Annotated in this window: 16 protein-coding genes; 12 read left to right on the top strand and 4 right to left on the bottom strand. The window is 66.3% G+C overall.

Annotation, left to right across the window (positions count from 1 at the left end):
• Nucleotides 1-47 precede the first annotated feature (47 nt).
• Nucleotides 48-5,249: an excinuclease ABC subunit UvrA gene (gene uvrA, locus IG178_RS11380; RefSeq protein ID WP_226895333.1), complete on the top strand. Its 5,202-nt coding sequence runs from the start codon at nt 48-50 to the stop codon at nt 5,247-5,249.
• Here the strand turns inward: uvrA and IG178_RS11375 are convergent.
• Entirely contained in the window at nt 5,246-7,375 is a 2,130-nt protein-coding gene (locus IG178_RS11375; protein WP_193212672.1) for a YXWGXW repeat-containing protein, read from the bottom strand. The two genes, uvrA and IG178_RS11375, sit on opposite strands and share 4 nt — an antisense overlap.
• 435 nt (nt 7,376-7,810) lie before the next feature.
• Between IG178_RS11375 and IG178_RS26180 the strand changes: the two genes are divergently transcribed.
• On the top strand, nt 7,811-10,228 hold the full coding sequence (locus IG178_RS26180) for a choice-of-anchor D domain-containing protein (RefSeq protein ID WP_193212671.1): 2,418 nt from the start codon (nt 7,811-7,813) through the stop codon (nt 10,226-10,228).
• A 41-nt stretch (nt 10,229-10,269) separates the two neighbouring features.
• Nucleotides 10,270-11,367, top strand: a complete 1,098-nt coding sequence (locus IG178_RS11365) for a TlpA disulfide reductase family protein (RefSeq protein WP_193212670.1) — start codon at nt 10,270-10,272, stop codon at nt 11,365-11,367.
• Between the two features lie 113 nt (nt 11,368-11,480).
• On the opposite strand, the gene IG178_RS11360 is transcribed toward IG178_RS11365, so the two are convergent.
• The 3 genes from IG178_RS11360 to IG178_RS11350 all read right to left on the bottom strand — a co-directional run bounded on the left by IG178_RS11360 (nt 11,481) and on the right by IG178_RS11350 (nt 15,816).
• Nucleotides 11,481-13,505: a YXWGXW repeat-containing protein gene (locus tag IG178_RS11360; protein WP_193212669.1), complete on the bottom strand. Its 2,025-nt coding sequence runs from the start codon at nt 13,503-13,505 to the stop codon at nt 11,481-11,483.
• 201 nt (nt 13,506-13,706) lie between these two features.
• Nucleotides 13,707-14,969 carry a DUF2254 family protein gene (locus IG178_RS11355; RefSeq protein WP_193212668.1) on the bottom strand — a complete coding sequence of 421 codons (1,263 nt, stop codon included), beginning with the start codon at nt 14,967-14,969 and terminating at the stop codon, nt 13,707-13,709.
• Between the two features lie 217 nt (nt 14,970-15,186).
• Nucleotides 15,187-15,816: an outer membrane protein gene (locus IG178_RS11350; protein WP_193212667.1), complete on the bottom strand. Its 630-nt coding sequence runs from the start codon at nt 15,814-15,816 to the stop codon at nt 15,187-15,189.
• A gap of 245 nt (nt 15,817-16,061) precedes the next feature.
• Here IG178_RS11350 and IG178_RS11345 point away from each other — a divergent pair, with 245 nt between their 5' ends.
• The 9 genes from IG178_RS11345 to IG178_RS11305 form a co-directional block, all read left to right on the top strand.
• Entirely contained in the window at nt 16,062-17,291 is a 1,230-nt protein-coding gene (locus tag IG178_RS11345) for a porin (RefSeq protein ID WP_193212666.1), read from the top strand.
• A 64-nt stretch (nt 17,292-17,355) separates the two neighbouring features.
• Entirely contained in the window at nt 17,356-18,861 is a 1,506-nt protein-coding gene (gene cls / locus IG178_RS11340) for a cardiolipin synthase (RefSeq protein ID WP_226895324.1), read from the top strand.
• Nucleotides 18,862-18,927: 66 nt separating this feature from the next.
• Nucleotides 18,928-20,217, top strand: coding sequence for a hypothetical protein (locus IG178_RS11335; RefSeq protein WP_193212665.1), 1,290 nt, complete (start codon nt 18,928-18,930; stop codon nt 20,215-20,217).
• 65 nt (nt 20,218-20,282) lie between these two features.
• Nucleotides 20,283-20,630, top strand: coding sequence for a VOC family protein (locus IG178_RS11330; protein ID WP_193212664.1), 348 nt, complete (start codon nt 20,283-20,285; stop codon nt 20,628-20,630).
• Between the two features lie 82 nt (nt 20,631-20,712).
• The gene (locus IG178_RS11325) at nt 20,713-22,233 is read left to right on the top strand and encodes a tryptophan 7-halogenase (RefSeq protein WP_193212663.1); all 1,521 of its coding nucleotides are present in this window, start codon (nt 20,713-20,715) and stop codon (nt 22,231-22,233) included.
• Nucleotides 22,234-22,249: 16 nt separating this feature from the next.
• Complete coding sequence (locus IG178_RS11320; protein ID WP_193212662.1) at nt 22,250-23,758, top strand: tryptophan 7-halogenase; 1,509 nt, start codon at nt 22,250-22,252, stop codon at nt 23,756-23,758.
• Nucleotides 23,759-23,821: 63 nt separating this feature from the next.
• On the top strand, nt 23,822-24,142 hold the full coding sequence (locus tag IG178_RS11315) for a hypothetical protein (RefSeq protein WP_193212661.1): 321 nt from the start codon (nt 23,822-23,824) through the stop codon (nt 24,140-24,142).
• Between the two features lie 50 nt (nt 24,143-24,192).
• On the top strand, nt 24,193-24,567 hold the full coding sequence (locus tag IG178_RS11310) for a hypothetical protein (protein WP_193212660.1): 375 nt from the start codon (nt 24,193-24,195) through the stop codon (nt 24,565-24,567).
• A 46-nt stretch (nt 24,568-24,613) separates the two neighbouring features.
• A partial coding sequence (locus tag IG178_RS11305) for an alanine racemase (RefSeq protein WP_193212659.1) occupies nt 24,614-24,809 on the top strand: 196 nt, incomplete at its 3' end.

Raw genomic sequence — 24,809 nt, 5'->3', positions numbered from 1 at the left:
TCCGTCCCGACTCGGCCGATTCGGCGGCCGCCTGGGCCTTCGGGAACCTGTCCGGCCAGGCGGTACTCGTCACCTTTCCGGTGCCCATCCCCGCCGACACCTCCAGCGCGGAGCTGTTCCCCTTCCTCAACCAGCAGGGCTATCTCCGCGTGCTCATCGACGGCGAGGTCCAGCGCACCGACGAGCCCGCAACCACCGGCCTTGCGACGGACACGGTCACCGTCATCCAGGACCGTGTCCGGGTTTCCAACAAGGAGCGCAGCCGGCTCCTGGAGGCGCTCGAGCACGCCTTCACCCTCGGCAAGGGCCATGCCTCGATCCACGACCCGGCCTCCGGCGAGGTCCGCAGTTTCAGCGCGACATGGACCAACGCCGCCACCGGCAACTCGCTCCGCCCGCCGTCGCCCGCGCTCTTCTCCTTCAACAACCCGCTCGGTGCCTGCCCGAAATGCCGTGGCTTCGGCCGGGTGATCGGCCTCGATCTCGAAAAGTCCGTCCCCGACCCTTCGCTCAGCATCAAGGAGGGGGCGATCAAGCCGTTCCAGGGGGAACGCGGCGACGAATGCCAGCGCGACCTCGTTCGCAACTGCAGGGAGCGCGGCATCGACATCAAGACCCCGTGGGAAGACCTCGGCGAGGAGGAGCGGGAATGGATCTACTACGGCGATCGTAAGACCACCGGCCCGGAGGATCTCGAGGAACTCTGGCAATCCGGCGGATGGTATGGCGTCAAGGGCTTCTTCGATTGGCTCGAGAGCAAGGCGTACAAGATGCACATCCGCATCTTCCTCAGCCGCTACCGCTCTTACACCACCTGCTCCACCTGCCGCGGCCGGCGGCTCCAGCCGGAAGCGCTTTGCTTCAAGATCTCCGGCCGGACGCTGCCGGAACTCTGGACCCTGCCCCTGGTCGACCTGCTGGCGTGGTTCGCGGACGGGGATTTCCGCCCGTCGGCCTTCGACGGGAAAACGGACGCCGCGGCCAGGTCGCACGACAGTTCGCTGGATCTGATCCTGACGGAAATCACCACGCGCCTCCGCTACCTCGACGAGGTCGGGCTGGGCTATCTCACCCTCGACCGGCCGGCGCGGACCCTGAGCGGCGGCGAGATCGAGCGCGTCAACCTCACCACCTGCCTCGGGGCCTCGCTCACCAACACCTTGTTCGTCCTCGACGAGCCGACCGTCGGCCTGCACGCCCGCGACATCCAGCGCCTCGTCGGCGTCATGCACGGGCTCCGCGACAAGGGCAATACCCTGGTCGTGGTCGAGCACGAGGAGGCGGTCATGCGCGCCGCCGACCAGCTCCTCGACATCGGCCCGGCGGCCGGCCAGCACGGTGGCACCCTGGTGTTCCAAGGGCCGGTGGACGGAGCCAAGGGACTCCCGTCCACCGGAACCCTGCCGTGGCTCCGCGGACAGCGCGCGATCGGGGTGCCGGGCAAGCGCCGCAAGCCGGGCAAGGAGAAGCTCGAGATCCGCGGCGCGACCCGCCACAACCTGAAGAAGCTGGATGCCGACCTGCCGCTCGGCCTCTTCACCTGCCTCACCGGCGTCTCGGGATCGGGCAAGTCGACTTTCGCCCACGACGTCGTGTTCGCCAACGTCGCGCGCAAGCTGCGCAAGGAAGGCGTCGAGGTCGATCACGCGCCGGTCAAGGAGCTACGAGGAACCCAGTATCTGAGCGACATCCTGCTGGTCGACCAGTCGCCGCTCGCACGCACGCCGCGCTCGACGCCGGCGGTGCTGGTGGGGGCCTTCGATCCGGTCCGCCAGCTCTTCGCGATCACCGATGAGGCGAAGTCCCGCGGGCTCAACACCGGGTTCTTTTCGTTCAACTCCGGCGAAGGCCGCTGCGACCGCTGTGCCGGCGCGGGCAGCGAGAAGGTGGAGATGCAGTTCCTGTCCGACCTCCACGTCACCTGCCCCGATTGCAACGGCCGCCGCTACAAGCCGTCGACCCTCGACATCCGCTACCGCGGCAAGTCGATCGCCGACGTCCTCGATCTCACCATCGACGAGGCGATCGGCTTCTATGAAGTGACGGATTCGTCCGGCCTGACGGCACCCGCCGCCAAGCGGCACCGCCAGATCACCCGGCTGCTCGAGCCGCTCGCCGAGGTCGGCCTCGGCTACCTCAAGCTCGGCCAGTCGCTCAACACCCTGTCCGGCGGCGAGTCGCAGCGTCTCAAGCTATGCCAGCTCCTCGCCGAGGCGGCGCCCGGGAAATCGTCGCCGCGGGCGCGGGGCACCAAACTGCTGATCCTCGACGAACCAACCACCGGCCTGCACTTCTCCGACATCGAGCGACTGCTCGGCGTGTTCCAGCGTCTCGTCGATGCCGGGCACTCGCTGCTGGTCATCGAGCACAACCTCGACGTTATCAAGTGCGCCGACTGGATCCTCGACCTCGGGCCCGAAGCCGGCACCAAGGGCGGCCGGCTCGTCGCGGAAGGACCGCCCGAGCACATCGCGACCCTCGACACCGAAACCGCCAGGTACCTCAAGCCGCTGCTGGCAAAGGGCGGATCCGGCCGCCCGCGCGCCGACAGGAAGCCCGCCCGCCCGCCGGCCCCGGACCAATCCTCCGCTCCCCTCATCCAGCTCCGCGGTGCCCGCGAGCACAACCTGAAGAACGTCTCCCTCGACATCCCGCGTGACCGCTTCGTGGTGGTGTCCGGCTTGTCCGGCTCCGGCAAGTCGACCCTCGCCTTCGACATCCTGTTCGCCGAGGGCCAGCGCCGCTTCCTTGACTCGATGTCGGCCTATGCCCGGCAGTTCGCCGAGCAATTGGAAAAGCCGGAGCTCGACTCGCTCGCGGGGCTGCCGCCGACCGTCGCGATTGAACAGCGGGTGTCCCAGGGCGGGATGAAGTCGACGGTGGCGACCGTGACCGAGGTGTGGAATTTCGTCCGCCTCCTGTTCGCGAAGCTGGGCACCCGCTACTGCCCGGATTGCCAGGTCCCGGTCGAGAAGCAGTCGCAGGCAGCGATCGAGAACACCCTCCGCGCCCACCTCGCCAAGGGCAGCGTCTCGCTCCTCGCTCCCGTTATCCGCGGCCGCAAGGGCTACCACACCGAGGTCGCGGAGTGGGCGCTCAAGCAGGGATTCACGAAGCTCCTCGTCGACAAGCAGTTCCGCGACGCGGAGGGCTTCACCCGCCTCGAGCGCTTCAAGGAGCACGACATCGACGTGGTGGTGGCGGAGTTCAGCGGCAAGGGCCGCCACGACCTGGCGGAACGGATTTCCCGGGCGCTCGAGATCGGCAAGGGAACCATCCGGCTGGTGACGCCCGACAAGCGCTTCGTCCTGCTTTCGTCGGAAGCCAGCTGTCCGGAGTGCCACCGGTCCTTCGAGGAACTCGATCCACGGCTCTTTTCCTTCAACTCGCCGCACGGCTGGTGCCCCTCCTGCCGCGGCCACGGGCTGGTCCCGAAGCAGCGCCGCCATCTCGACACCTCGCGCTTCGAATCCGTGCTTGAGGCCGAGATGGATGCCGACCGGAAGATCGAGCGGATGGACGACGAGGAACTGGTCGGGTGCCCGGATTGCCACGGCGCCCGTCTCAATGCCGAAGGCCGGGCGGTGCGCTTCCAGGGAACGCCGCTCGCCGACCTTTCGCGCCTGCCGGTCGATGAGGCGGCGGGTCATTTCGCCAAGCTGGAGATCGCCGGCGAACGCGACGCCCTGATCGCCCGCGACATCCTGCCGGAGATCCGCCAGCGGCTGTCGTTCCTCCAGGAGGTCGGCCTCGGCTACCTGCAGCTCGACCGCTCGGCACGAACGCTCAGCGGTGGCGAAAGCCAGCGCATCCGGCTGGCCGCGCAGCTGGGCTCGAACTTGCGCGGCGTCCTCTACGTGCTGGATGAGCCGACCATCGGCCTCCATCCGCGCGACAATGCCGCCTTGCTCGAGACGCTGGTAGCCTTGCGCGACCGCGGCAACAGCCTGATCGTGGTCGAGCACGACGAGGACACCATCGCCCGTGCCGACCACCTGATCGACCTGGGCCCCGGTGCGGGCCGGCTCGGCGGGGAGGTCGTCTATCAAGGGGCCCCGCCGCAAGTGCCGGGTGAGCCGTCCAAGGTAGGCGGGAGGGCGAAGAAGGCGGCGTCTCACGAGAACCGGCTTTCAGCTTCCCCCACCTACCAGGCGCTTAGTAATCCGATCGTCCATCCCACCCGCGGCAGCCGTCGCGGCGTGAAGAAATCGGATCCTTTCCTCAAGGTCACCGGCTGCCACGCCAACAATCTCAAGGCCATCGACGCCGAAGTTCCCCTCGGCAGGCTCACGGTTCTGACCGGCATTTCGGGATCCGGGAAATCGACGCTGATGCACGCCTGCATCGCCGATGCCGCGCGCGCCGAGGGCAAGCGCAAGTCCGCGGCCAGGAACCGGCCGTGGGCCAAGGCCAGCGGCTTCGACCGGCTCCAGTCGATCTACGAGGTCGACCAGTCCCCGATCGGCAAGACCTCGCGGTCGTGTCCGGCGACCTACGTCAAGGTGTTCGACGACATCCGCAAGCTCTTCGCCCAGCTGCCGGACTCCCGTGTCCGCGGCTACGAGGCCTCGCGCTTCTCCTTCAACACCGGTGACGGGCGTTGCCCGGTGTGCGAAGGCAACGGCCGCGTGAAGCTCGAGATGGACTTCCTCCCCAGCACCTGGGTGCCGTGCGAGGCATGCAACGAGATGCGCTACAATCCGGCGACGCTCGAGGTCCGCTTCCGCGAAAAGAACATCGGCGAGATTCTCCGCATGACGATCGAGCAGGCCGCCGGCTTCTTCGAGTCGCAGCCGCGGATCGCCGCGCCGCTGAAACTGTTGGCCGACACGGGACTCGGTTACCTCCAGCTCGGCCAGCCGTCCCCGACGCTTTCCGGCGGTGAGGCGCAGCGGATCAAGCTGGTCACCCAGCTCACCAAGGGCCGGGTCTCAGCCAAGAACCTCAAGACCCTCAACCGCACCAACCTCTACCTGATCGAGGAACCCACGGTCGGCCTCCATCTGGAGGACGTGAAGCGTCTGATCGACGTGCTTCACCGACTGGTGGATGAAGGTCACACCGTCATTGTCATCGAGCATCACATGGCGGTCGCGGCGGAGGCCGACTGGATCCTCGACCTCGGCCCCGAGGCGGGCGATGCCGGTGGCACCATCGTTGCCGAAGGGCCGCCGGAGAAGATCGCCCGTTCGAAGAGGTCGCGGACCGCGCCGTTCCTCGGGGCTGCCTTGAAGGGGCAAGCCGGTTAGCGGCCGTTCCGCGACCTGCCGGATGACCGGTCGGGCTGCCGCTGGGCCTGACGCGCCGGAGCCTTGCGGATCTGGCGCTGGGGCTGGGCCTGACGGGTCGGAGTCTTGCGGACCTGGCGCTGGGGCTGAGCCTGGCGAGCCGGGGTCTTGCGGATCTGGCGTTGGGGCTGCACCTGACGAGTCGGGGTCTTGCGGATCTGGCGTTGTGGCTGAGCCTGGCGTGCCGGAGCCTTGCGGATCTGACGCTGCGGCTGCACCTGGCGCGTCGGAGCCTTGCGGATCTGGCGCTGGGGCTGCACCTGACGAGTCGGGGCCTTGCGGATCTGGCGTTGTGGCTGAGCCTGGCGGGTCGGGGCCTTGCGGATCTGACGCTGGGGCTGAGCCTGGCGAGCCGGGGCCTTACGGGCTTGCTGTTGCGGTTGGGTGCGCTGCGTTGGCGAGGCCGAGGATTTCGCACGCTGCGGGGTCGCCTGGCGTTTCAACATCTCGCGGAGTTTGGAGCCTTGCTCGCCCGGGCGCGGAGAGGACTTTCCGGCAGAAGTGCGCCCGGGGGTGGACCGGGAGATCTTCGGCGAGGAAGCCGCAGGCCTCTGGCCTCGAGCAACCGATGGTTTCATGATTTTCGTGCCAGCGCGGGAGCTTGGCTCGGTCTTGCCGATGCTTTCGCGCCGGGTGGATCCGGCACGAGTGGCCTGGCGGGCCGATTGGAGGCGTTCGGCGATGCTGTGAGCGCTGCTCTTGCCGCCACGCTTCGATCCGGTCCCGGACAACTCCCTTCTCGCCGAAGGGTTCCCGGGTGCCGTGGATCGGGCGTTGCGCTTGGCGAAGATCGGGGAGCGCGTCAGTTTCTCCCTCACTGATGCCGGCTTCTTGCCGGTGCCGCCCGAGGCGATCCGGCGTGTTTCAAGCTGGCCGCGTTGCCGGCTGAAGCTCCTGATTTCCCGGCTTCGGGTGGCCAGGACTTCGCGTTGGCCGCGATCAATGGCGCGGAACTTTCCCTTGGTCGCGCGATCCCCGGTATAGCTGGCGAAAGTGCTGGCAAAGTGGCGATCCCGTCCGCCGCTGTCGATCTGGCGGTCGCGAAGGCTGCTCATCGTGGCCCAACGGCGGGCCGGCCTGGCCTCGGCGTGATCGCGGAAGTAGTTGAAGTTCGAGATCGTCCGGCTCTGCCAGTCGCGGTCGTGGCGGTGGACCCAGCGGTTGTGGGCGAAGATCGGATCGTAGCAATGGCGGCGGGTATGCCAGGCGAAGGCGGCGTGGTAGCCGGTCGATGCGTAGCGCGGCGCATAGTAGTCCCCGAAGTAGTAGTGGCAGGTGCGCGGTCGCACGAACAGGTGGCTGGAGAAGACACCCAGCCCGACCACGATACGAGGTGTATAGTAGTAGTCCGGGGCGAAGTGGGCGCGGCGGTGGAAGTGCACGGGCGCGAACAGCACCCCGCGGTGCGCGATGGCATGGTCCCAGTAGCCGCTGACGTGGATGTAGCCGCGGGGAGTCCAGCAGTAGCGGGAGGGCACCCAGTTCCAGTCGGCCCTCAGGGCCAGCCAATAACCCGGACGCCACAGGTAGCGGCTGTCGTTCCAGACCCAGGATCCGGGGATCCAGCTGTGGTCCCCGGAGGGTGCGGCCACGTTGGGGCCGGCGTCGATGCTCTGCGGCGGTGCGGTCGCGATGTATTCGACCTCTTCGGTGTCGGTGTCCGCCCAGTAGCCCGCGATCCACTGGTAGCGTCCGCCGTCGATGGCGTTCCAGTAGCCCGGGATCCACTCGCGGCCCGGCGGCAGGTTGCGCCAGACGCCGCTGATCCAGAGGTAATCGGTCTCGTCGTCGTCCCAAGCCCAGTATCCCGGGATCCAGGCGATATTGTCGCCCTCCGGCTGTTCTTCGGGTGGCAGCTCTTCGATTGCTTCCGGTGGCGCGATCTCGACGATGAAGCCGGGTTGGGGTTCGAAACTCACCGACTCGGCGAAGGCCTCATGCACCGGGCCGCGGGTCAGAACATCGAAGTCGTCGCCTTGGACGGCCGGCGGCGGCTCGAGGGCGGGAGCCCGCGGGGCGAGGAAAGGTGCGCCGGCCGCAGTGCAAGCTGCGACGGCGCCTAGCAGGGTAAGCTGTCGGAATGTCATGATGGATTCAGGTTCTGGTGTCTGGGGGGTGCGACGGGACCTGCTCCGCATTCATTCAGTCCCGGTCGCCGGCGGAAGGCGGCTTGTCGGGCAGGAATCGCTCGTGGCCAGTTGCTTGGAGCGATCCACACTTTTTTCTAACAGGACTCATCCCGGTGATGCGTTCGCCGGGCGTGAGGCCGTCCGGCCAATTAGCTCTCGTGGCAACGGGCCCGATTTCGGCCAGCAACGACCCATTGGGAGCGGTCCGCTTGCGACGGTCGCCGCCGACCGGGAGAGCGGGTGCTCCCGCTCATTCACAATCCGGATCCAGTTTATAAATGATCCTTATGAAAAAGTGCTATTTCCCAAAAAGTGAAGTCGATTCCCGATCTTGGGAATTGTCCGTTAGATCAGCCATCGACGTTAGTTCGCGCAGAATATCGAAAGAAACCTGTGAAAAAATACCACGTCGCCTTGATTCTCGGCTGTTCCCTCGGCTTGCCGGTGGGTGCGCAGACCACCTTCACTCCCGTCAGCGGGGACTTCAACGATCCTGCCAATTGGACCGAGGGCTTGCCCGACACGGTCGCGGCGGCGGGCTCGGACGACCTTGGGATCATTCCCTTCGGTTCCACGGCCAGCATGTCCGCCCTCTACCAGCCGCTTGCCGGCCGGCGCATCCGCATCACCGTGGAAGGCAGCCTCGAGATCGGCGCCCAGGAGTTGCAGCTGCGGGCAGGTAGCACCGGGAGCAGTTCGCCCGAGCGGGGCAGCAACGGTGACCTCGACGTGAACGGTGGCACGGTCACGGTCGGTGCCGGGGGGCAAATCGACCTCGCCGGCGTGGGCGCCGACATTTTCATCGATCAGGGAGGATCGATTGTCTTCGGGCCCGGATCCACCCTTTCAGGGCCGAAAGCGATCCACATCCTGGACGGCACGCTGGAGTTCGCCGCCGACGTCGCCCGGGCGGGTGCGGTGGAGGATGAGCTGGTCGTCGGCGCGGATTCCACCCTCACCTTCCACGTCGACAACGCGGTGGAGGGAACCACGCTGTTCACCGTCAACGGCAGCAGCCTGCAGCTGGAACTCGATCCGGAGTCGACCCTTGCCGTGGCGTTCAGCCATCCGCCGGCCCTGGGTGAGACCTTCGACCTGGTCACCGGGGTCAGCGGCTACAAGGGCATCGACGGCAGCGGGATCGGCAGCTTCGGCGACGTCGTGGGATCCGGACTGCCGGCCGGCCTGAGTCTCCGCGCGAACTATCTCGCGGACACCTTGCAGGTCGAGGTCATCGAGGAACCGCCGAGCCCGATGATCGTGGTCGGGGCGGAGTACTCGTTCACCAACGAGGGATATCCCCAGTACTTCTCGATCCCGATCTCCAATGAATCGGGCGACCGCACAACCGACCTGTCCATCACCGGCGTGACCGCCGCAGGCGACGATGCGTCTTCGGTTTCGGACATTTACTTTCCGTCGAGCGTCGCTGCACGGGATGACGACTACATCGATTTCAATTTCACCCCCGGCACGCGGGCGGGCATCTACAGCTTCTCGTTGCTGGTCGATTCCAACGATGCTTCGGGCGCAACGCCCCGCCTCATCAACGTGACCGTGGAAGTGAAGGACCCGACCATCGCGGTCTCCGGAACCTCGATCGACTTCGGTTTGCCCGGGGTCCCCGAAACCACCGAAACCATCACCATCTACAACGATGGCGACGGTCTGGACCTTGTCATCGACGGCACGAGCACCACCCTTGAAGGCAGCCCCGCTTTCACGATCGAGACGGCTTTGCCGCTGAGCATCCCGGCGGGCGACTCGGCAGACCTCGCCGTGAAGTTCACCCCGGGCAGCGCGGTCGGGGTTTTCGCCGGCACGCTGACCATCGGTTCCAACGACTACGAAGGCAACACCCCGGCCATCCTGCTGCAGGGTGTCGCCATGCCGGAAGGCAACCACGTGCCCCTGGACTTCGGGCGCTCGAACTCGCCGGCGACGGTGGGATATGAGGAGGTCCTGGTGGCCGAAGGCGTCAGCAAGTACGTCTCGGGGGTCAACGTGAGCCTGGTGTCGCGCGATGGCGACATCGTCGCAGGCGCCGCAGGAGGAGGTGTCGACACGGTCAACATCGACTACGCCAAGACCACCTTCAACGGTGCCGACGACAACTACATCAGCGTTCTCATCAGCGGGCTCCAGACCGGCACGCTCGAACTGATGAGCACGCACCGCTATGCGTCGTCGTTCGACCTGCCTTTCGATCTTCATTTCGGCGAGGCCGGCGGCACGCTCGAACTCGTCGCGGACGATTTGATCAAGGGTTCGAGCTTCAACCTGACCCGCGAAGTTGTCGCCGGGAAGACCTATGAACTGCGGGTGCTCGAGCAGGGCACGTCGAACGTGGCCTACATCAGCTCGCTGCTATTGTGGGGCAGCGCCGTCGGCGACGGATCCGGCGTCCCGGGCTACACGGCCTGGGCGCTGGGCAACGGGCTCAGCGGCAATCCGGAGGCGGACTTCGACCGCGACGGCATTTCCGACATCATCGAGTTCATCACCGGCAGCGATCCGAAGGACGGCACCACCACCAACCCTCTCGGCGTGGAAACATCCGAAGGCTATGTGACCTACACCTTCCAGCGCGACGACGCGTCCGAGGTCGCGGGCGTAGAGGTCAAGGTGCAGGTCAGCCCCGACCTCGCGGATTGGACCACCACCCTCGATGTCGGCGAGAACACCGCCAATTCCAGCCTGGGGGTGATCATCACGGAGAACGGCAGCGACCCCGACACGATCACGGTAACCCTGCCGATGACCGGCGATCCGGTGAATTTCGCCCGCTTGGCCGGCACCAGCGCGCCCTGATGCTCCACGCGAGGTGCATTCTTTCCATCCTTCCGAAGCCGATGATCTCCCGATCCCTTTTGGTTCCCGCGGTTACCCTGGCGCTGGTCGCCCGGTCCGTCGCCAGCCTCACCGGGGAGGCCGTCACGACCGGGGCCCTGGCCAAGGCGGAATGGATCCAGGGGAGCGCGCCGGGCGGATGGGAACCCGGCAAGGTTTATGTCCTCGAATGCTGGGCCACCTGGTGTGGGCCCTGCATCGCCGCGATCCCGCATGTCGATGCCCTCCATGACAAGTACCAGGCGAAGGGCCTGAGGGTTCTCGGCATGAACGTTTGGGATCAGGACAAAGCGAAGATCGCCGCGTTCGTCGCGAAGAAGGGCGAGGGGATGTCCTACCCGGTCTGTATCAACGAACGCGGGGGCGCCTTCGACACGGACTGGCTGAAGCCGGCGGGCGTGACCGGCATACCGCGGGCCTTCGTGGTGAAAGACGGCACGGTGCTCTTCGACACCCATCCGTCGAGATTGACCGATGCCGTGGTCGAAGACCTTCTCGCCGGCGGGGCCGCGGAGCAGAAGACGGTTGCTGCAATCCTCGCCGCTGATTCGACGAAGGTGAAGGTCGGCGTGCTCTGCAAGGAGTTCCAGAAGGCGATGGCGGGCGACGATCTGGTTGGCGCCGGAGCCAAGCTGGATGAAATCAAGGCGCTCGATCCGGCCGCGAGCATGGTGCCTTTGTTCTCGATGCTGTTGCTTCTGCAAAGGGAGGATTGGCAGGCCGCCGAAGTGGTCTTCGGCGGGATTGCCGATGAGCAGCAGAAGGGCCTCGTTGCCTACAATCTCACCCTTAAATCGCGCGGACTGTCGGACGCCCCCGGCGCTTTCCAGGGGATGGTGGCCGATGCCCTTGAGCGGATGATCGCCAGGAACGGTGCCCGCCCCCAGGAGTGGCTCGAGCTCGCCTGCTTGCGCTGGGGATCGGGAGCACGGGAAAAGGCGATCACTGCCGCCACCAAGGCCCGGGATCTCGCGCGCTCTCCGGAGTATGCCAGCCTTCGCTATGTCGTTCCCTGCAACCGGGTGCTCGAGTCGATGGAAGCGGGTCAGCTCCCGGCGCGATCCGAGATGGACCGGTGGATCCGCGAGGCCCGGGAGTAATTGAGATCTTGAAAACGACATCGACGGGAGGGGTGCCTCGCACCCCTCCCGTCGGATTCCTGCGGTCGTCGCGGGGCGATCCAACAAGGACCACCCCGGACGATTCAGATCGATCAGCGGTCCTTCTGGCCCTTCCCGCCCTTGCCTCCGTCATTCTGGGATGGCTGCTGGCGCTGCGGTTGAACTTGGCGCTGGGGTTGCTGGCGCTGCGGTTGGACCTGGCGCTGGGGCTGCTGGCGTTGCGGTTGGACCTGACGCTGGGGTTGTTGGCGTTGCGGTTGGACCTGGCGCTGGGGCTGCTGGCGCTGCGGTTGAACTTGGCGCTGGGGTTGCTGGCGCTGCGGTTGAACTTGGCGCTGGGGCTGTTGTTTCTGCGGCTGGACCTGACGCTGGGGCTGTTGCTTCTGCGGCTGGACCTCGCGTTTCGGCATTTCGCGGACCTGGGGCTTTTGAGGTTTGATCTCCCGTTTGGTGGTCTCTTTGACTTCCGGGCGGGAGGGTTGGACCTGCCGCTTGGGCATCGCCTTCTCCTTGGTCGGAGCTTCCTTCGGAGTCTTGGGAGTGACCTCGCGTTTGGGCTGCTCCTTTTTCGGAGTCACCGGGGTCCGCTCTTTGGTCGCCGGCTTCGGCGGCGTCGTGCCCTTGCCCCTCTCCGGGCGTTCCGGTTTGCCGGTGGTCGAAGGGTCACGCTGCTCCTTGGTGGTGGCTGCCGGCTCCTTGCCCTTGCGGGTCATGCCTTCGGGCAATGAGGTGGTGCCGCGCTGGCCTTTCTTGAGCACGCGGGGCTCCGGTCGTTCCGGCGGGGTGTTGCGGGCACTGAGCTGCTTGCTGCTCTTGCTCATGATCGGCGAGCGTCTGATTTTCTCGCGCAGCACCGTCGGTTTCTTGGAGTCGCGGGTGGCGGCCACCTTGGTGGTCTCGAGTTGCCGGCGCTGCTGGCTGAATTTCCGCATGTCCTTGCTCTTCGCGGCGAACTGATTGCGCCGGTCCTGGTCGATCGAGCGGAAGCGCTGGCCGGCGGTGGGATCCTTGACGAAGCCGCTCAGGGTCGATGCGAACTGGCGGTTGCGGCCGTCACCCTTGAACCGGGTGTTGTCGGCGGTCCGCATTGCCGACCACAAGTGGGCGGGGCGGGCGGCTTCGTTGTTGCGGAAGTAGTTGAAGTTCTCGACCCTGCGGCGGTCCCAGTCGCGATCGTGGCGGTGATGCCAACGCATGTGGGCATAGATCGGGTCGTAGCTGTGACGGCGCGAGTGCCAGGCGTACGAGGCGTAGAAGCCCGAGTCCGCATAACGAGGGGCATAGTAGTCACCGAAGTAGTAGTGGCCGAAGCGGGGCCTCACGAAGAGGTGATCCGTGAAGACGCTGAGGCTGACCACGATGCTCGGGGTGTAGAAGAAGCCGGGACGGACGTGGTGGTGGTGGAACAGCACCGGGGCGAAAAGCACCCCGCGGCGAGGCACGGCATAGTCCCAGTAACCGCTGACATAGACGTAACCCCTGGGGGTCCAGCAGTAGCGGGAGGGCACCCAGTTCCAATCGGCGCGGAGCGGCATCCAGTAACCCGGGCGCCAGAGGTAGCGGGACTCTTGCCACACCCAGTTGCCGGGGATCCAGCTGTGATCTTCCGACGGCGCCTCGATGTTCGGGCCGACGTCGATGCTCTCGGGCGGGGCGGTGGCAATGTACTCCACCTCCTCTGTTTCGGTATCGAGCCAGTAACCGCTCACCCACTGGTACTCCCCTCCATCGAGAGGATTCCAGTAGCCGGGGACCCATTCGCGTTCGGGCGGCAGATTCCGCCAGATGCCGCTGATCCACAGGAAATCGCCTTCGTCTTCATCCCATGCCCAATAGCCGGGAATCCAGGCCACGTTGTCGCCTTCGAGCTCCTGTTCGGGCGGCAGCTCCTCGATCGGCTCGGGCGGGGCGTTTGTGATGACGATACCAGCCGCGGGTTCGAAGCTCACCGACTCGGCGAAGGCTTCGTGGACCGGGCCACGGGTCAGGACGTCGAAGCCCTCGGATTCACCGGCGGCCGGAGGCTCGGCTCCGGGGACCGCGGCAGGGAACAAGATCGCGCCGGCAGCCGCATAAGCGGACAGGGTGCCGAGCAGGGAAAGTTTACGCAGTTTCATGATGAGGCTCCCGATCGGGAGATAATGGAGAGACGGATTCAAATGACCGTTCATTCGAATGCATTTTTACGGCCACCCCCAAAGGAATCAGAAAACCCGCTGGGCGCCAGTGAATCGCAGCGATTGGCAGCGTTTTTCCCTCCCCGGCCGGCGGCGCTCCCTGCACGGAATCATTGCCGGATGCACGATCGTGCCCGCCGTCTAGTCCTCCTCCTGCGGAGGAAACGCGCGGCCGGCCAGCTCGCGCAACTGGTCGCGGTGGTGGGCGGTGGGCAGCTTCTCCAGCGCCTGCTCCAGGGCGAGCCGGGAATGGACCCGGGCGGCGGCGGCAAGGCCGGGGTGGCCAAGGTCGTGCAGGGCCCGGAAGGCCTTCTGCAGCCGGGTGCCGACTTCGAACATGGCGGCGCCATCGCGGGAGATCGGCATGAATCCGTCGTCCAGCAAGTCCGATGCGTGCAGCGGCGGGACTTCCACGTCGGGATACTCGCACTCGCCGGTGGCGCGGGAGGCATCCACCCACTGCGAGAGCAGCCGGATCTCGCAGCCGATCACGGCGATGGCGGTGCCGGGGTCGTTGACGGCGGGCGAGAGGGCGCGGTCGGCAATTTCCGCCAGCATCAGCAGCCCGAAGCGCGGATCCGACTCGATGTGGCGCTCTGCCCCGATGGTAAAAGCCGCGTCGAACGTTTCCCGTGCCTCCTCGTCGAGCGGTCTTCCGCCCTGGATCACCGCCACCGGCCGGTTGCGATCGATGAAGGCCCCCGGACGGACCAGCAGACGGATGGTCGTTTCGAGGGTCGCGGCGAGCTCTTGAAGGTCGGCAACGTCGACGTGCTGGAGGTAGCCGATGCGCGACAGGCGGAGCTTTTCCCCGTCGGGGTCGTCGCCGGTGGCGGGCATCGCGCCGAGGGTGCCGGCCACCGCAGGATCGGTGAAGGCATTGTGGCAGGCTTCCTCGACGCGCTGGATCGTGTCGTTCATGCGGCCGAGCTTGGAAACCTGGTCGACCCAGCGGACGAATGACACCAGCACCCAGACGACCGTGAACACGTAGCCGACAAAGAGCGCGAAGCGTCCCAGGTCGCCGTAGGGCACGGCGCTCAGCGCGACGAGGGCGATGATCGCGTAGATGAAAGCGGAGAGAAAGGCGGCGAGGGCATTCTGCGAGCTGCGGTCCTGCATCACGATGCGGGTCGCCCGCGGCGTGGCGGTGGTGGTGACCGAGGAAAACGCGGCCACCATCGCCGAAACGGCGAAGATCGCGACCGTGAGCATCGTCGAGGCCAGGATCTGCAGCAGGCTGAGCAGGAGGTCGCGGTCGATCTCGAACGGCGGATCGAAGTGCAGATGGCGCGGGAGCAGCAGCGCGAGTTCGATCCAGACCGCAGCCCCCAGGCCGGTGAGCGCCGGCTTGATCCACAGTTTCGACCGGAGCTGGAGGAGGAAGTAGCGGAATCGTGACACGGCTACCCCCCATCCTCAGGGCAATGCCCATCGTCGCAAGCCACAATCCGTGCCGACGGGACCAAAGCGGTCGCTGTCCGGGTGTCGCGAAAAGATTCCGGCAGCGGTGCTCCTGTGATTTCGCGCGTTCCTTTCAGTCGTGGGGATAAACAAAGAGCGCGGCCACGATCATGGCCGCGCTCTTCCAAGTCACCTCGACTTGGATTATGCGCAAAAATCAGAAGTTGAACCGAAGGCCGGCTTCGACCATCCAGTCATCGTAGCTATCGGTATCACCCAGCGGGCCGGCATCAAACCCGTCGAGGTAGAACCAGCGACCGCCCCCGTAGATTTCGAAGTTCTGGGAAACATTCCAAGTCATTCCCGCGAAGAGCTGTCCGTAGAAGGCCGTGTCGTCCTCGCCGGAAAGTTTTACGGAGGACCAGTAGAGGTCTGCGGAGGTGAGCGCGATGCCGGCACCACCGCCGATGTACCAGTTCACCGGCCCGAACAAGGGACCCTCGAACTTGTAGTTGAGAGTGATTGGTACGAATTCCCCGTCGACCCGCATCGGATCGCCGGTAGCGATCAAGATTGGCGCCTGGTTGCCGTAATTGAGCAGAATCGGCGGTCCGTTGTTCACCAGATAGTTACTGGCCTCGGTGAAGCCGACCTCCAGGAAGAAGGCGTGGCTGTAGTCACCACAGACCCGCTCGATCCCGACATGGCCGGAATAGAACCACTCCTCGCCGTCGATCGTGTATCCGGCTCCGGCTCCGATGAACCAGTTCCAGAGTGGCGAGCTTGTTACCGTCGTCATCGGCGGGGCCGGTTCGACGTAGGGTTCGCCGGCGTGAAGCGGAGTCATTGCCAGCGTTGCGACCACCCCGCATGACGCAGGAAGGCTCGTTCTGAGGTTCCAGATGGAATTCATAGCAGTGGCGCAGATATAACAGACATCAACGATTGGCAATAAGTTTCTCATGTAATATTGTAACAAACCTCATTGAACGGATTTCCATAAATTCTGTCTTTGGTGGATAAAACGAGGGGCTCATTCGTTCTAACAAACGCGCTCTTGTTCAGGACGGCGAAAGTTGCTAGCTACAGTTCATGGCTGAAGGGATCTCCGGTGCCGGGCTTCTCCGCAGTTTTCTTGCCGGGTTCGTGTTCACTCTGCCAGCGGCGCGGGCATCGGAGACTGTCGGCCTGCTGCCGGATCCGGGGACCAGCGGGGAGTTGCCGGGTGTGAAGCGCTTCCGCTACGGCGAGAAGGGCCTGGAGTTCGAGGCCACGGACAGCAGCACCTTCCTGTGGCTGGGATTCCGGCTGCAGGGGCGCTACGACACGCTGCCGGGCAATCCCACCGACGCCGCGGACCTCCTGGAGCCGGATACCGACGAGTGGAGTCTCAACCGCGGCCGGATCAAGGGGGGCGGGCACCTTTTCACCGAAGCCTTCGAGATCTACTCCGAGTACGACTTCACCTCGAACGGCTGGCTCGACTACCGCGCCACCGTCCACCTTGGCGACCAGTTGGGCATCCGCTTCGGCCAGTGGAAATCCGAGTTCAACCGCGAGCGGATCGACTCTTCGGGAGCGCAGCAATTCGTCGACCGGTCGCTGTCGAACTACTGGTTCACGCTCGACCGCCAGCTGGGGGTGGCGGCGGAGCTGCGCTTGTGGGCGGAGCAGGTGGCCGACTCGTCGCTGTGGCTGGAATTCCTCAGCGGCCGGGGCCTGGGGGCGACCTTCGGCGACGACAGCCGCTTGTGGATGATGCGCTGGCAGTGGAACCCGCAGGGCGAGGTGCTGGATTTCGGCCAGGCCGACCTCGACCGGCGCGATGACCTGATCACGGCGGTCACGCTCGCCACCGTGTTCGGCGACAGCCACTACACGCGCTTCTCCAGTTCCGGCGGCGGCCAGTTGCCCGGCTTCGGCTACGGCGACTACCGTCTGAACCAGTGGATGCTGGAAACGGCGGCACGCTGGCGGGGCTTCTCCTGGCAGCAGGAACTGCACTGGAAGGACGTGGAGGACCTGCGCGCCGGCGGTCACCGGGAGATGGTCGGCGGCTACGCCCAGGTCGGGGTATTCCCGGCGGAATGCTGGAACGGTTTCCCCGACCCGCTGGAACTCACCGCACGGATCGCAAGCGTCGATCCCGACACCTCGCGGTCGTCCGACCGGCAGTGGGAGTGGACGCTCGGGGCGAACTGGTACTTTCAAGGTCACCGCAACAAGATCAGCGCCGACCTGTCCTTGCTCGACTTTGACGACCCGGCCACCGGCGAGGAGTCGGAGTTGCGCTTCCGCCTGCAGTGGGACCTGTCGTTTTGAGAAGTGCCCCGGCCACGGGGTTTCTTGCTCGCCCTGACTTGGCGATCACTTCATACCGTGCCGGATGAAGAAATGGCATCTTCCGCGGGAATGGCGGCAGCGTCATCCGAGGATCGACCGGATGCTCCGGGCGATGGGAGCCCGCAAGAAGCGCTTGATCAGCGGCTTCGTGTTGCTGGCGCACGGCGTCGGCGCGCTGACCTCGGTCCAGGCGATCATGGAAACCCGCACCGCCCAGGGTGCGGTGGCCTGGGCGGTGTCATTGAACACCCTGCCGTATGTGGCGGTGCCCGCGTACTGGATCTTCGGCAGGAGCGATTTCAAGGGCTATGTCACCGCGCGGCGTTCCCAGCGCGAGGAGCTGGCGGAGTTCTGGCGGGATTTCGAGCATCAGCTTGAGGACCAGGGGCTGGTGTTGCCCCGCGACCGCCCCGGGCCCTTTGTCACCGAGCAGCTCGCCAAACTCCCGGCGACCACCGGCAACGACGTGGAACTGCTGGTCGACGGCGATGCGACCTTCGACTCGATTTTCCAGGGCATCGCCCGCGCCAAGGACTACGTGCTGGTCCAGTTCTACATCATCCACGACGATTCGGTAGGCCGCGCCCTGAGGGATGCGCTGGTCGAGCGCGCGCGGGCCGGGGTCCGCTGCCTGGTGCTGTACGACGAAATCGGCAGTTCGCTGCCGGACCCCTACCTCAAGTCGCTTCGCGAAGCGGGCGTGCGGATCCTGCCGTTCAACACCACCAAGGGCGAGGCGAACCGCTTCCAGCTGAACTTCCGCAATCACCGCAAGATCGTGGTGGTCGACGGGCGCGAAGCCTGGGTCGGCGGACTCAACGTGGGTGACGAATACAAGGGCCTCGACCCGGAGGTCGGTTACTGGCGCGACACTCATCTGCGGGTCGAGGGGCCGGTGGTGCAGAGCGTCCAGGTTTCGTTCGCCGAGGACTGGCACTGGGCCGCCAAGGAGATCCTCGGTGGCTTGCAGTGGACGCCGCGGCCGGCGGCCAGCGGGGCCGCGGTCGGAATGCAATGCTTGCCGACCGGGCCGGTGGATCCGCTGGAGACCTGCACCCTGTTTTTCCTCCATGCCATCAACACCGCCAAGGAACGGCTGTGGATCGCCAGCCCCTACTTCGTGCCGGACCAGCAGTTCGTCAGCGCGCTGCAGCTGGCGGCGCTGCGCGGGGTCGAGGTGCGCATCCTCATCCCCGACGAGTCGGACAGCACGATGGTCAATCTTTCCGGCTGGTCCTATGTCCCGGAACTGCAGCAGGTGGGGATCGAGGTCTACCGCTACACCAAGGGCTTCATGCACCACAAGGTGACGGTCATCGACGACCGCTACTGCACGGTCGGCACCGCGAACTTCGACAACCGCTCCTTCCGGCTGAACTTCGAGATCACGATGGCGGTCGATGACCCCGGCTTCACCGCCCGGGTCGCGTCGATGCTGGAGCGGGACTTCGGCGACGCCCGCCTGATCGCGCCCGGCGAACTGGAGGCGAAGAGCGGCTGGTTCCGCTTCTGGGTGCAGGCCTCGCGGCTGGCCGCGCCAGTCCAGTGAGCCGCCGTGCCACGGCATTCGCGGCTTGGATCATCCCTGCGGATGCGCCAGCTTGGGATACCCGCGATGAAGAGCCTTCCCCTTCCCGTCGTGCCGGCCGGACGCTTCCGTGCCGTCCTGTTGTTGGCGCTCCAGGCGCTGCTGCTTTGTGCCTGCCAACTGTCGGTCCAACCCCGTGAGCTCCGGACCCACGGCGACCATGACGCTGGCGACATCGCCGCGACGACCCAGCAGATCCGCTTCCGGATGCGGGCGCTGGTCGATCCCTTGTGTGGGGCAGTCGAATCGGCGGCCGACCGGATCATGGCCTCGACCGACGATCCGGCCATCCGTCGCGCGGCCTTGGAGTGGAAAGCCCAGGCGGTTCCGGCCCTGCGCGAGTCCTTGTTCCAGCCCGACCCGGGCATGGCCCTCTTCGACACCTGGGTGCTGACCAACCAGATGACGCTGTATTTCACCGAGGGCGACGGCCGGCGTGAACTCGGCGCGGCCAGCCCGATCGCCACGGCCACCTGCCTGGCCCTCGAACGGCGCATGAACGAGGTCGCCGTCTCGCTGACCAAGTCGGGGGATGTTTCGAGGATCCGGGGCTTGGCCCGCGAGTGGGCGGCGGCTCACCCGATCGAAGGTTCGGTCGCTCACCGCGAGTCGACCCTCAGCCGAGCGTCCACCCACGACCTGGGTCCCGAGCTGAGCGCGACCGAGGCGATCGGCGACATCACGACCTCGGTCGACGACCTCAACCGGCGGTTGGAAATCTATTCCGACCAGTTGTTCCGGCAGGCGCGCTGGGAGGCGGAGCTGACCACCGACGATCTCACCCGCGACCTCGATCTCGACCAGGCGATGCCGCTGGCCGGCGAGGCAGTGGAGTCCTTCGACCTGATGGCCAGCTCGCTGGATGGTATCAGCGGTTCGTTCGAATCAGGTGCCGCGACGCTCGACAAGCTGATGCCGGCGGTCGATCGCCTGACCGCGGTCGCCGAGCAATTGCCCGCCGTGCTTTCCGGCGAGCGCAGCGCGGCCATCAAATCCTTGGAGAAAGAGCTGGCCCGGACCATGGAGACGGTGCGCGGGGAGCGGGCGGCGGTCCTCCGACACCTGACCGCCGAGCGGCTCGCGGCGCTCCAGTCCTTGCATGAAGTGGTTGCCACCGAGCGCCAGGTCATGACCGGGGACATGCGTGAGTTCGGGATCGAAGCGATCGACCACGCCTTCCTGCGCGCCGCCCAGCTGGCCGCGGTGCTGGTGGGGATCCTCCTGGTTGCCGGCATCGCCGGCTTGCTGGTGCTTCGCCGTTGGGGGCCGCGCCTGCTGCGCGAGCTCGTCGCGGCCCGGACGGCGACGGCGCCGTGAAAGCGGTCGGGAGCCTGCCGCGACGGGGGATTGCACGGAGCGGGGCTGGCCTCCATCGTGCGGCCATGCAGGTGGAAAAAGTGAAGTATGTCCTGTGGGCGGCCGACTGGCAGCGCTGCCTGCATTTTTACCGCGATCTCTTCGGCGGCACCGTGAGTTTCGAGTCGGAAACGTGGAGCGAAGTCGTGGTCGCGGGCGCAACCATCGGCATTCATGGCGGCGGTGAAGGCAAGCGGACCTGGACCGGACTGTCGTTCCAGCTCGACGACCTGAGGGAAGGGATTGCGAGGCTGAAGGAGTGCGGCGGCCGCCTGACCGCGGAACCCAACGACACCGCGGAAGATCCGCTGCACCTGGCGATGTGCATCGACCCCGACGGCAACGAATTCATGATGACCCAGCGGCGGGGCTGACGGCTCCCCGCAGGCCGTCCCTGGCCGTGCCACCTTCCCCCTTGCAAGCCCGGCCGGGTTTCGCTGGCATGAAGGACTGACCATGGTCTCAAACCCAGATTTCGAATCGAGTCCCGCCGTCCGGGACGTGCACCGCGTGCTGGTGCTCGGCGGTGGCAGCGCCGCCCTGCTGGCGGCCTTGACCTTGAAGCGGCTGCGGCCGTCGCTGGAGGTCACGCTGGTGAAGGGGCCGGCGGAGGAACTGCCCGACGAAGGGACCAGCCCGGTGATCCCGGCGCACCTGTTCGAGACCCTCGGCGTCGCGAAGGACGCCTTCTACCGCGGGGCCCAGCCGACGTGGAAATACGGGACCCGTTTCCTGTGGGGACCGCGGGAGGACTTCCTCACGGATTTCGAGTTCCAGTACGACCAGCAGTTCCAGGGGCTGCCGAAGGCGAACGGCTACTATGCCACGCAGGATTGCAGCAATCTTTCGCAAGCCAGCGCGCTGATGGCGCGCGACCTCGCGTTCCTCACCGGGCCCCTGGGCAAGCCGGTGATCAAGGGGCGCTTCGGGTTCCACCTCGAGCACGACCATTTCCTGCCCTGCCTCGAGCGGCTCGCCGTGGATGCCGGCGTGGAGATGCCGGAGGCCTGCTTCGAGCGGGCGGAATGCGCGGACGGCGAGATCACGGCGTTGATCCTGCAAGGCGGCGAGTCCCTTGAGGCCGACCTGTTCGTCGATGCTTCCGGCGCGGCGTCCGAGTTGCTCGGCAAGGCCTTGGGCGAACCCTTCACCCCGTTCGCCGGCAGCCTCCGCTGCGACCGGGCGGTGATCGGCAGCTGGTCGCGGACCGACGAGCCGATCCATCCCTACACCACCATCGAAACGATGGATCACGGCTGGGCCTGGCAGGTCGAGCACGAGTCGACGATCCGGCGCGGCTACGTTTACGGCAGCGACTTTGTCTCCGACGAGGAAGCCTTGGCCGAGTTCCGCGCGAAGAATCCCGGGCTCGGCGAGGACACCCGGCTGGTGAAGTTCCGCAGCGGACGCTATCAGCGCAGCTGGGTCGGCAACGTGGTCGCGATCGGCGACGCGTCGGGTTTCGTCGAGCCATTGGCCTGCACCGCGTTGACCCAGGTCGTCCACGCGTCGCGCTGGCTGGTGGAATCGCTGCGGATCACCGGCAGCCGCCCCGACGCGACCATGCGCGCGACCTTCAACCGGGTGATGGGCGCCGCCTGGGACGAGATCCGCGACCTGCTGGCGTTCCACTACAAGTTCAACACCCGCCGGGCGACGCCGTTCTGGGAGCAGTGCCGCGAAAAAACCACGCTCGGCAGCCACGAGTCCTTCTACCGTCTCTTCAGCGAGGTCGGTCCCAGCCCGGCGCTGCTCGCGCAGGTGATCCCGGCCCGTCCCCACAACCACGGCGTCGAGGCCTTCCTCGAGCTGCTGGTGGGAATGCAGGTTCACTACGACCGCCGCCACCTAGGCGCGCCGGAGGAATTCGAGGCCTTCAACCGCCAGCGCGAGAGAATCTCCAATGCCGTCAAGGGCGGCATCACCGTCCGCCAAGCCCTCGACGCCATCCGCAAGGGCGGCTGGCAATGGTCCTGAACACATCCCGGTTTCCATGACTCCTTCCCTCGTTCGACACATCCTGGTCGCCGGTTCCGGCACCGACGCCCTGTTCACCGCCGCCACGCTCAAGCGCCTGCTTCCCGGCCTGCAGGTCACCCTGTTGCGGGATCCCGCCGCCGCCTCGCCGCCGGCAGCCGGTGAATCCACGGTGCCTGCCGTACTTCAGCATTTCGTCAATGTCCTCGGCCTGGCCGGGGCCGAGATCCACCTGCAGGGCCGGCCGGTCTGGACGCTCGGCTTCAAGGCGCTGTGGGGTGCCCGCGGTTCCTATTTCCGGGCTTTCGATGCGCCCTTCGGCCACCGCTTGAACGGCTTCCAGACCGAGCCCGGCTTCCTCGCCGCGGAGAGCGGCCTCGACGCCTGCTCACCGGCCACCGCGATGATGGCCGCCGGCAAGTTGTTCCCGCGCGACGGCAGCCACGCGTTCAAGCCGACCGAAAACATCACCGGCCTCAACTTCCGAGCCGAGGCGCTCGACATCCTGCTGCTGCGCGCCTGCCGGACCGCCGGTGTCAACGTGCGCAACGGCCGCATCGCCGGCTTCACCCGCGATCCCGACACGCTGCAGCTCGAAGGCGGCGCTTCGCTCGCCGCCGACCTGTATGTCGATGCCACCGGCAGGGATGCCCGCCTCGCCGGCCTGGCTGGCAACAGCGCGTGGAAGAGCTTTGCCGATGCCTGCCTGTGCACCCGCGGCGTCTCCCTGATGCGCCGCCGCGGTGGCGAACCGATCCGGCCCTTCACCACGCTGGAAACCCTCGATGCGGGCTGGCGGTGGAGGATCGAGCACGACGATGCCGTCGGCCTCGGCTTTGCCTTCCACCCCGACTTCATCAGCGAGGACGAAGCCTGCGCGGCGCTGGTGGCGAAGGCCGGCGATGCGTCGCTGGTGCCACAGGTCCAGGCGTGGGACTGCGGTCGCCGCGAGCAAGCGTGGGACGGCCCGGTGGTGGCGGTCGGCGATGCGTCGGGTGTCGTCGAGCCGATGTCCTCGCTGCGCCTGTTGCACCTGATCCGGCACCTCCACTGGCTGGCGCGGGTGATCGCGGAAAGCGACGCGATGCCCGGCCCGCAGGCCCGCGAGCTTTACAACCGGATCACCGCCCGGGCTTGGGACGAAAACCGCGACTTCCACGCGGTTCACTACCGCTTCAACGCGGCGGGCAAGTCCGCCTTCTGGCAGATGGCCCGCGAGACCGCGGCACCGGTGAACCATGCCGAACTGGTCGCGCTGTTCCAGACCGCCGGCCCGGCTTCCACCTTGACGAGCTGCATCCCGGACTGGCCGGGGCTGGTCGGCATCGAGGGCTGGCTGGCGACCTTGCTCGGGCTCGGGGTGCCATTCCGCCATCAGCCGGAAATCCCGGATGCGGAGCTGAACGCCTGGAAGTCGCAGTGCGAGCAACGCCGCCAGACCGCGCGCCAGTCGGTGCCGCCGGAGCTCTGCCTCGGAGCCGCCCGCCGCGCCGCGAAACCGGAACCGCGGGTGCCCTTGCCCTGAGCTGGAATGGAGCCTGCGATTCCAGACCCAGACAGACCCGGTGAGCGCAGGCCGTTCACCGGGATGGAATCGCTCTTCATGTTCCTGTGCATCGTGATGCCAGGGGTTTCCATGGCGGGCTTCGCCTACGCGGGGTTCCTCTGGGTCGAATCGACGAGTGGAAGCGAGGCGTTCATCACCGGCGTCATCCTCGGCTTGTTCGCCGCGCTGGTCGTGGTCAGCTGCTGGTTCGCGGGAATCCTGGTGGCAGCGAAATCCGGCGCGGTGAACCGGCGTCGCGAAGTGATCAGGACGGGGATCGGGTTCTTCCTCCTGCAGTTGTTTCTCGCCCCGGCGATCGGGTGGGGCACTTGCCTTACCTTCGTATCGATCTTCAACTACTGAACGCCTGTGCTTGCCCGGCATATCCGGCTCGCCAGGGATCGACCTCCGCCATGAAACCGAAGTCCACGGCCGCCTCTTCCCGGGCGATTCCCGTGACCTACACCCGCGGTGAAGGGGTGACCCTATGGCTCTGCTGGCTGACTCCCGGCATGGCCCTGGGGTTGTTGTCGGCGGCCTATCTCAAGTGGTTCTGGAGGATTTTCTCGCCGACCCCCGTGTGGCATGGATGGGTGCTGTGGGGAGCCTTTGCATTGGTCCTTGCCGGGTGTGCCGGCTTCGCGTCGTACCTCCGCGAAGCGAAATTCGGCCGGCCGCTGGTGATCGGCCGACTGCTCAAGTCGGCCTTCTTCTTCGCCTTGTGGCAGGCATTGGTGGCACCGCTGATCGGGTGGATGTTGTTGTGGTGGGTGTTAAAAGGGCAATAACCACCTCGTGCTTGCCGGCCGCTGGCGGCAGCGCTTTTCTCGGTCCGTGAACCCACCTCATTCGCCGCCGCGTGCCTGGGCGGAGATCGATCTTGCCGCCCTGCGTGAGAACCTGCGTGCCGCCCGCGAGGCGGCCGGATGCCGGGTCATGGCCGTGGTGAAGGCCGGGGCATACGGCCACGGCCTGGAAGAGGTGGCCAAGGTGTTGGCGGCGGAAGACATCGCGTTTTTCGGCGTCGCCA

This window comes from Neoluteolibacter marinus (assembly GCF_014904755.1).
GTDB classification, from domain to species: domain Bacteria; phylum Verrucomicrobiota; class Verrucomicrobiia; order Verrucomicrobiales; family Akkermansiaceae; genus Haloferula; species Haloferula marina.
This window is presented reverse-complemented; position numbering and strand designations above follow the sequence as displayed.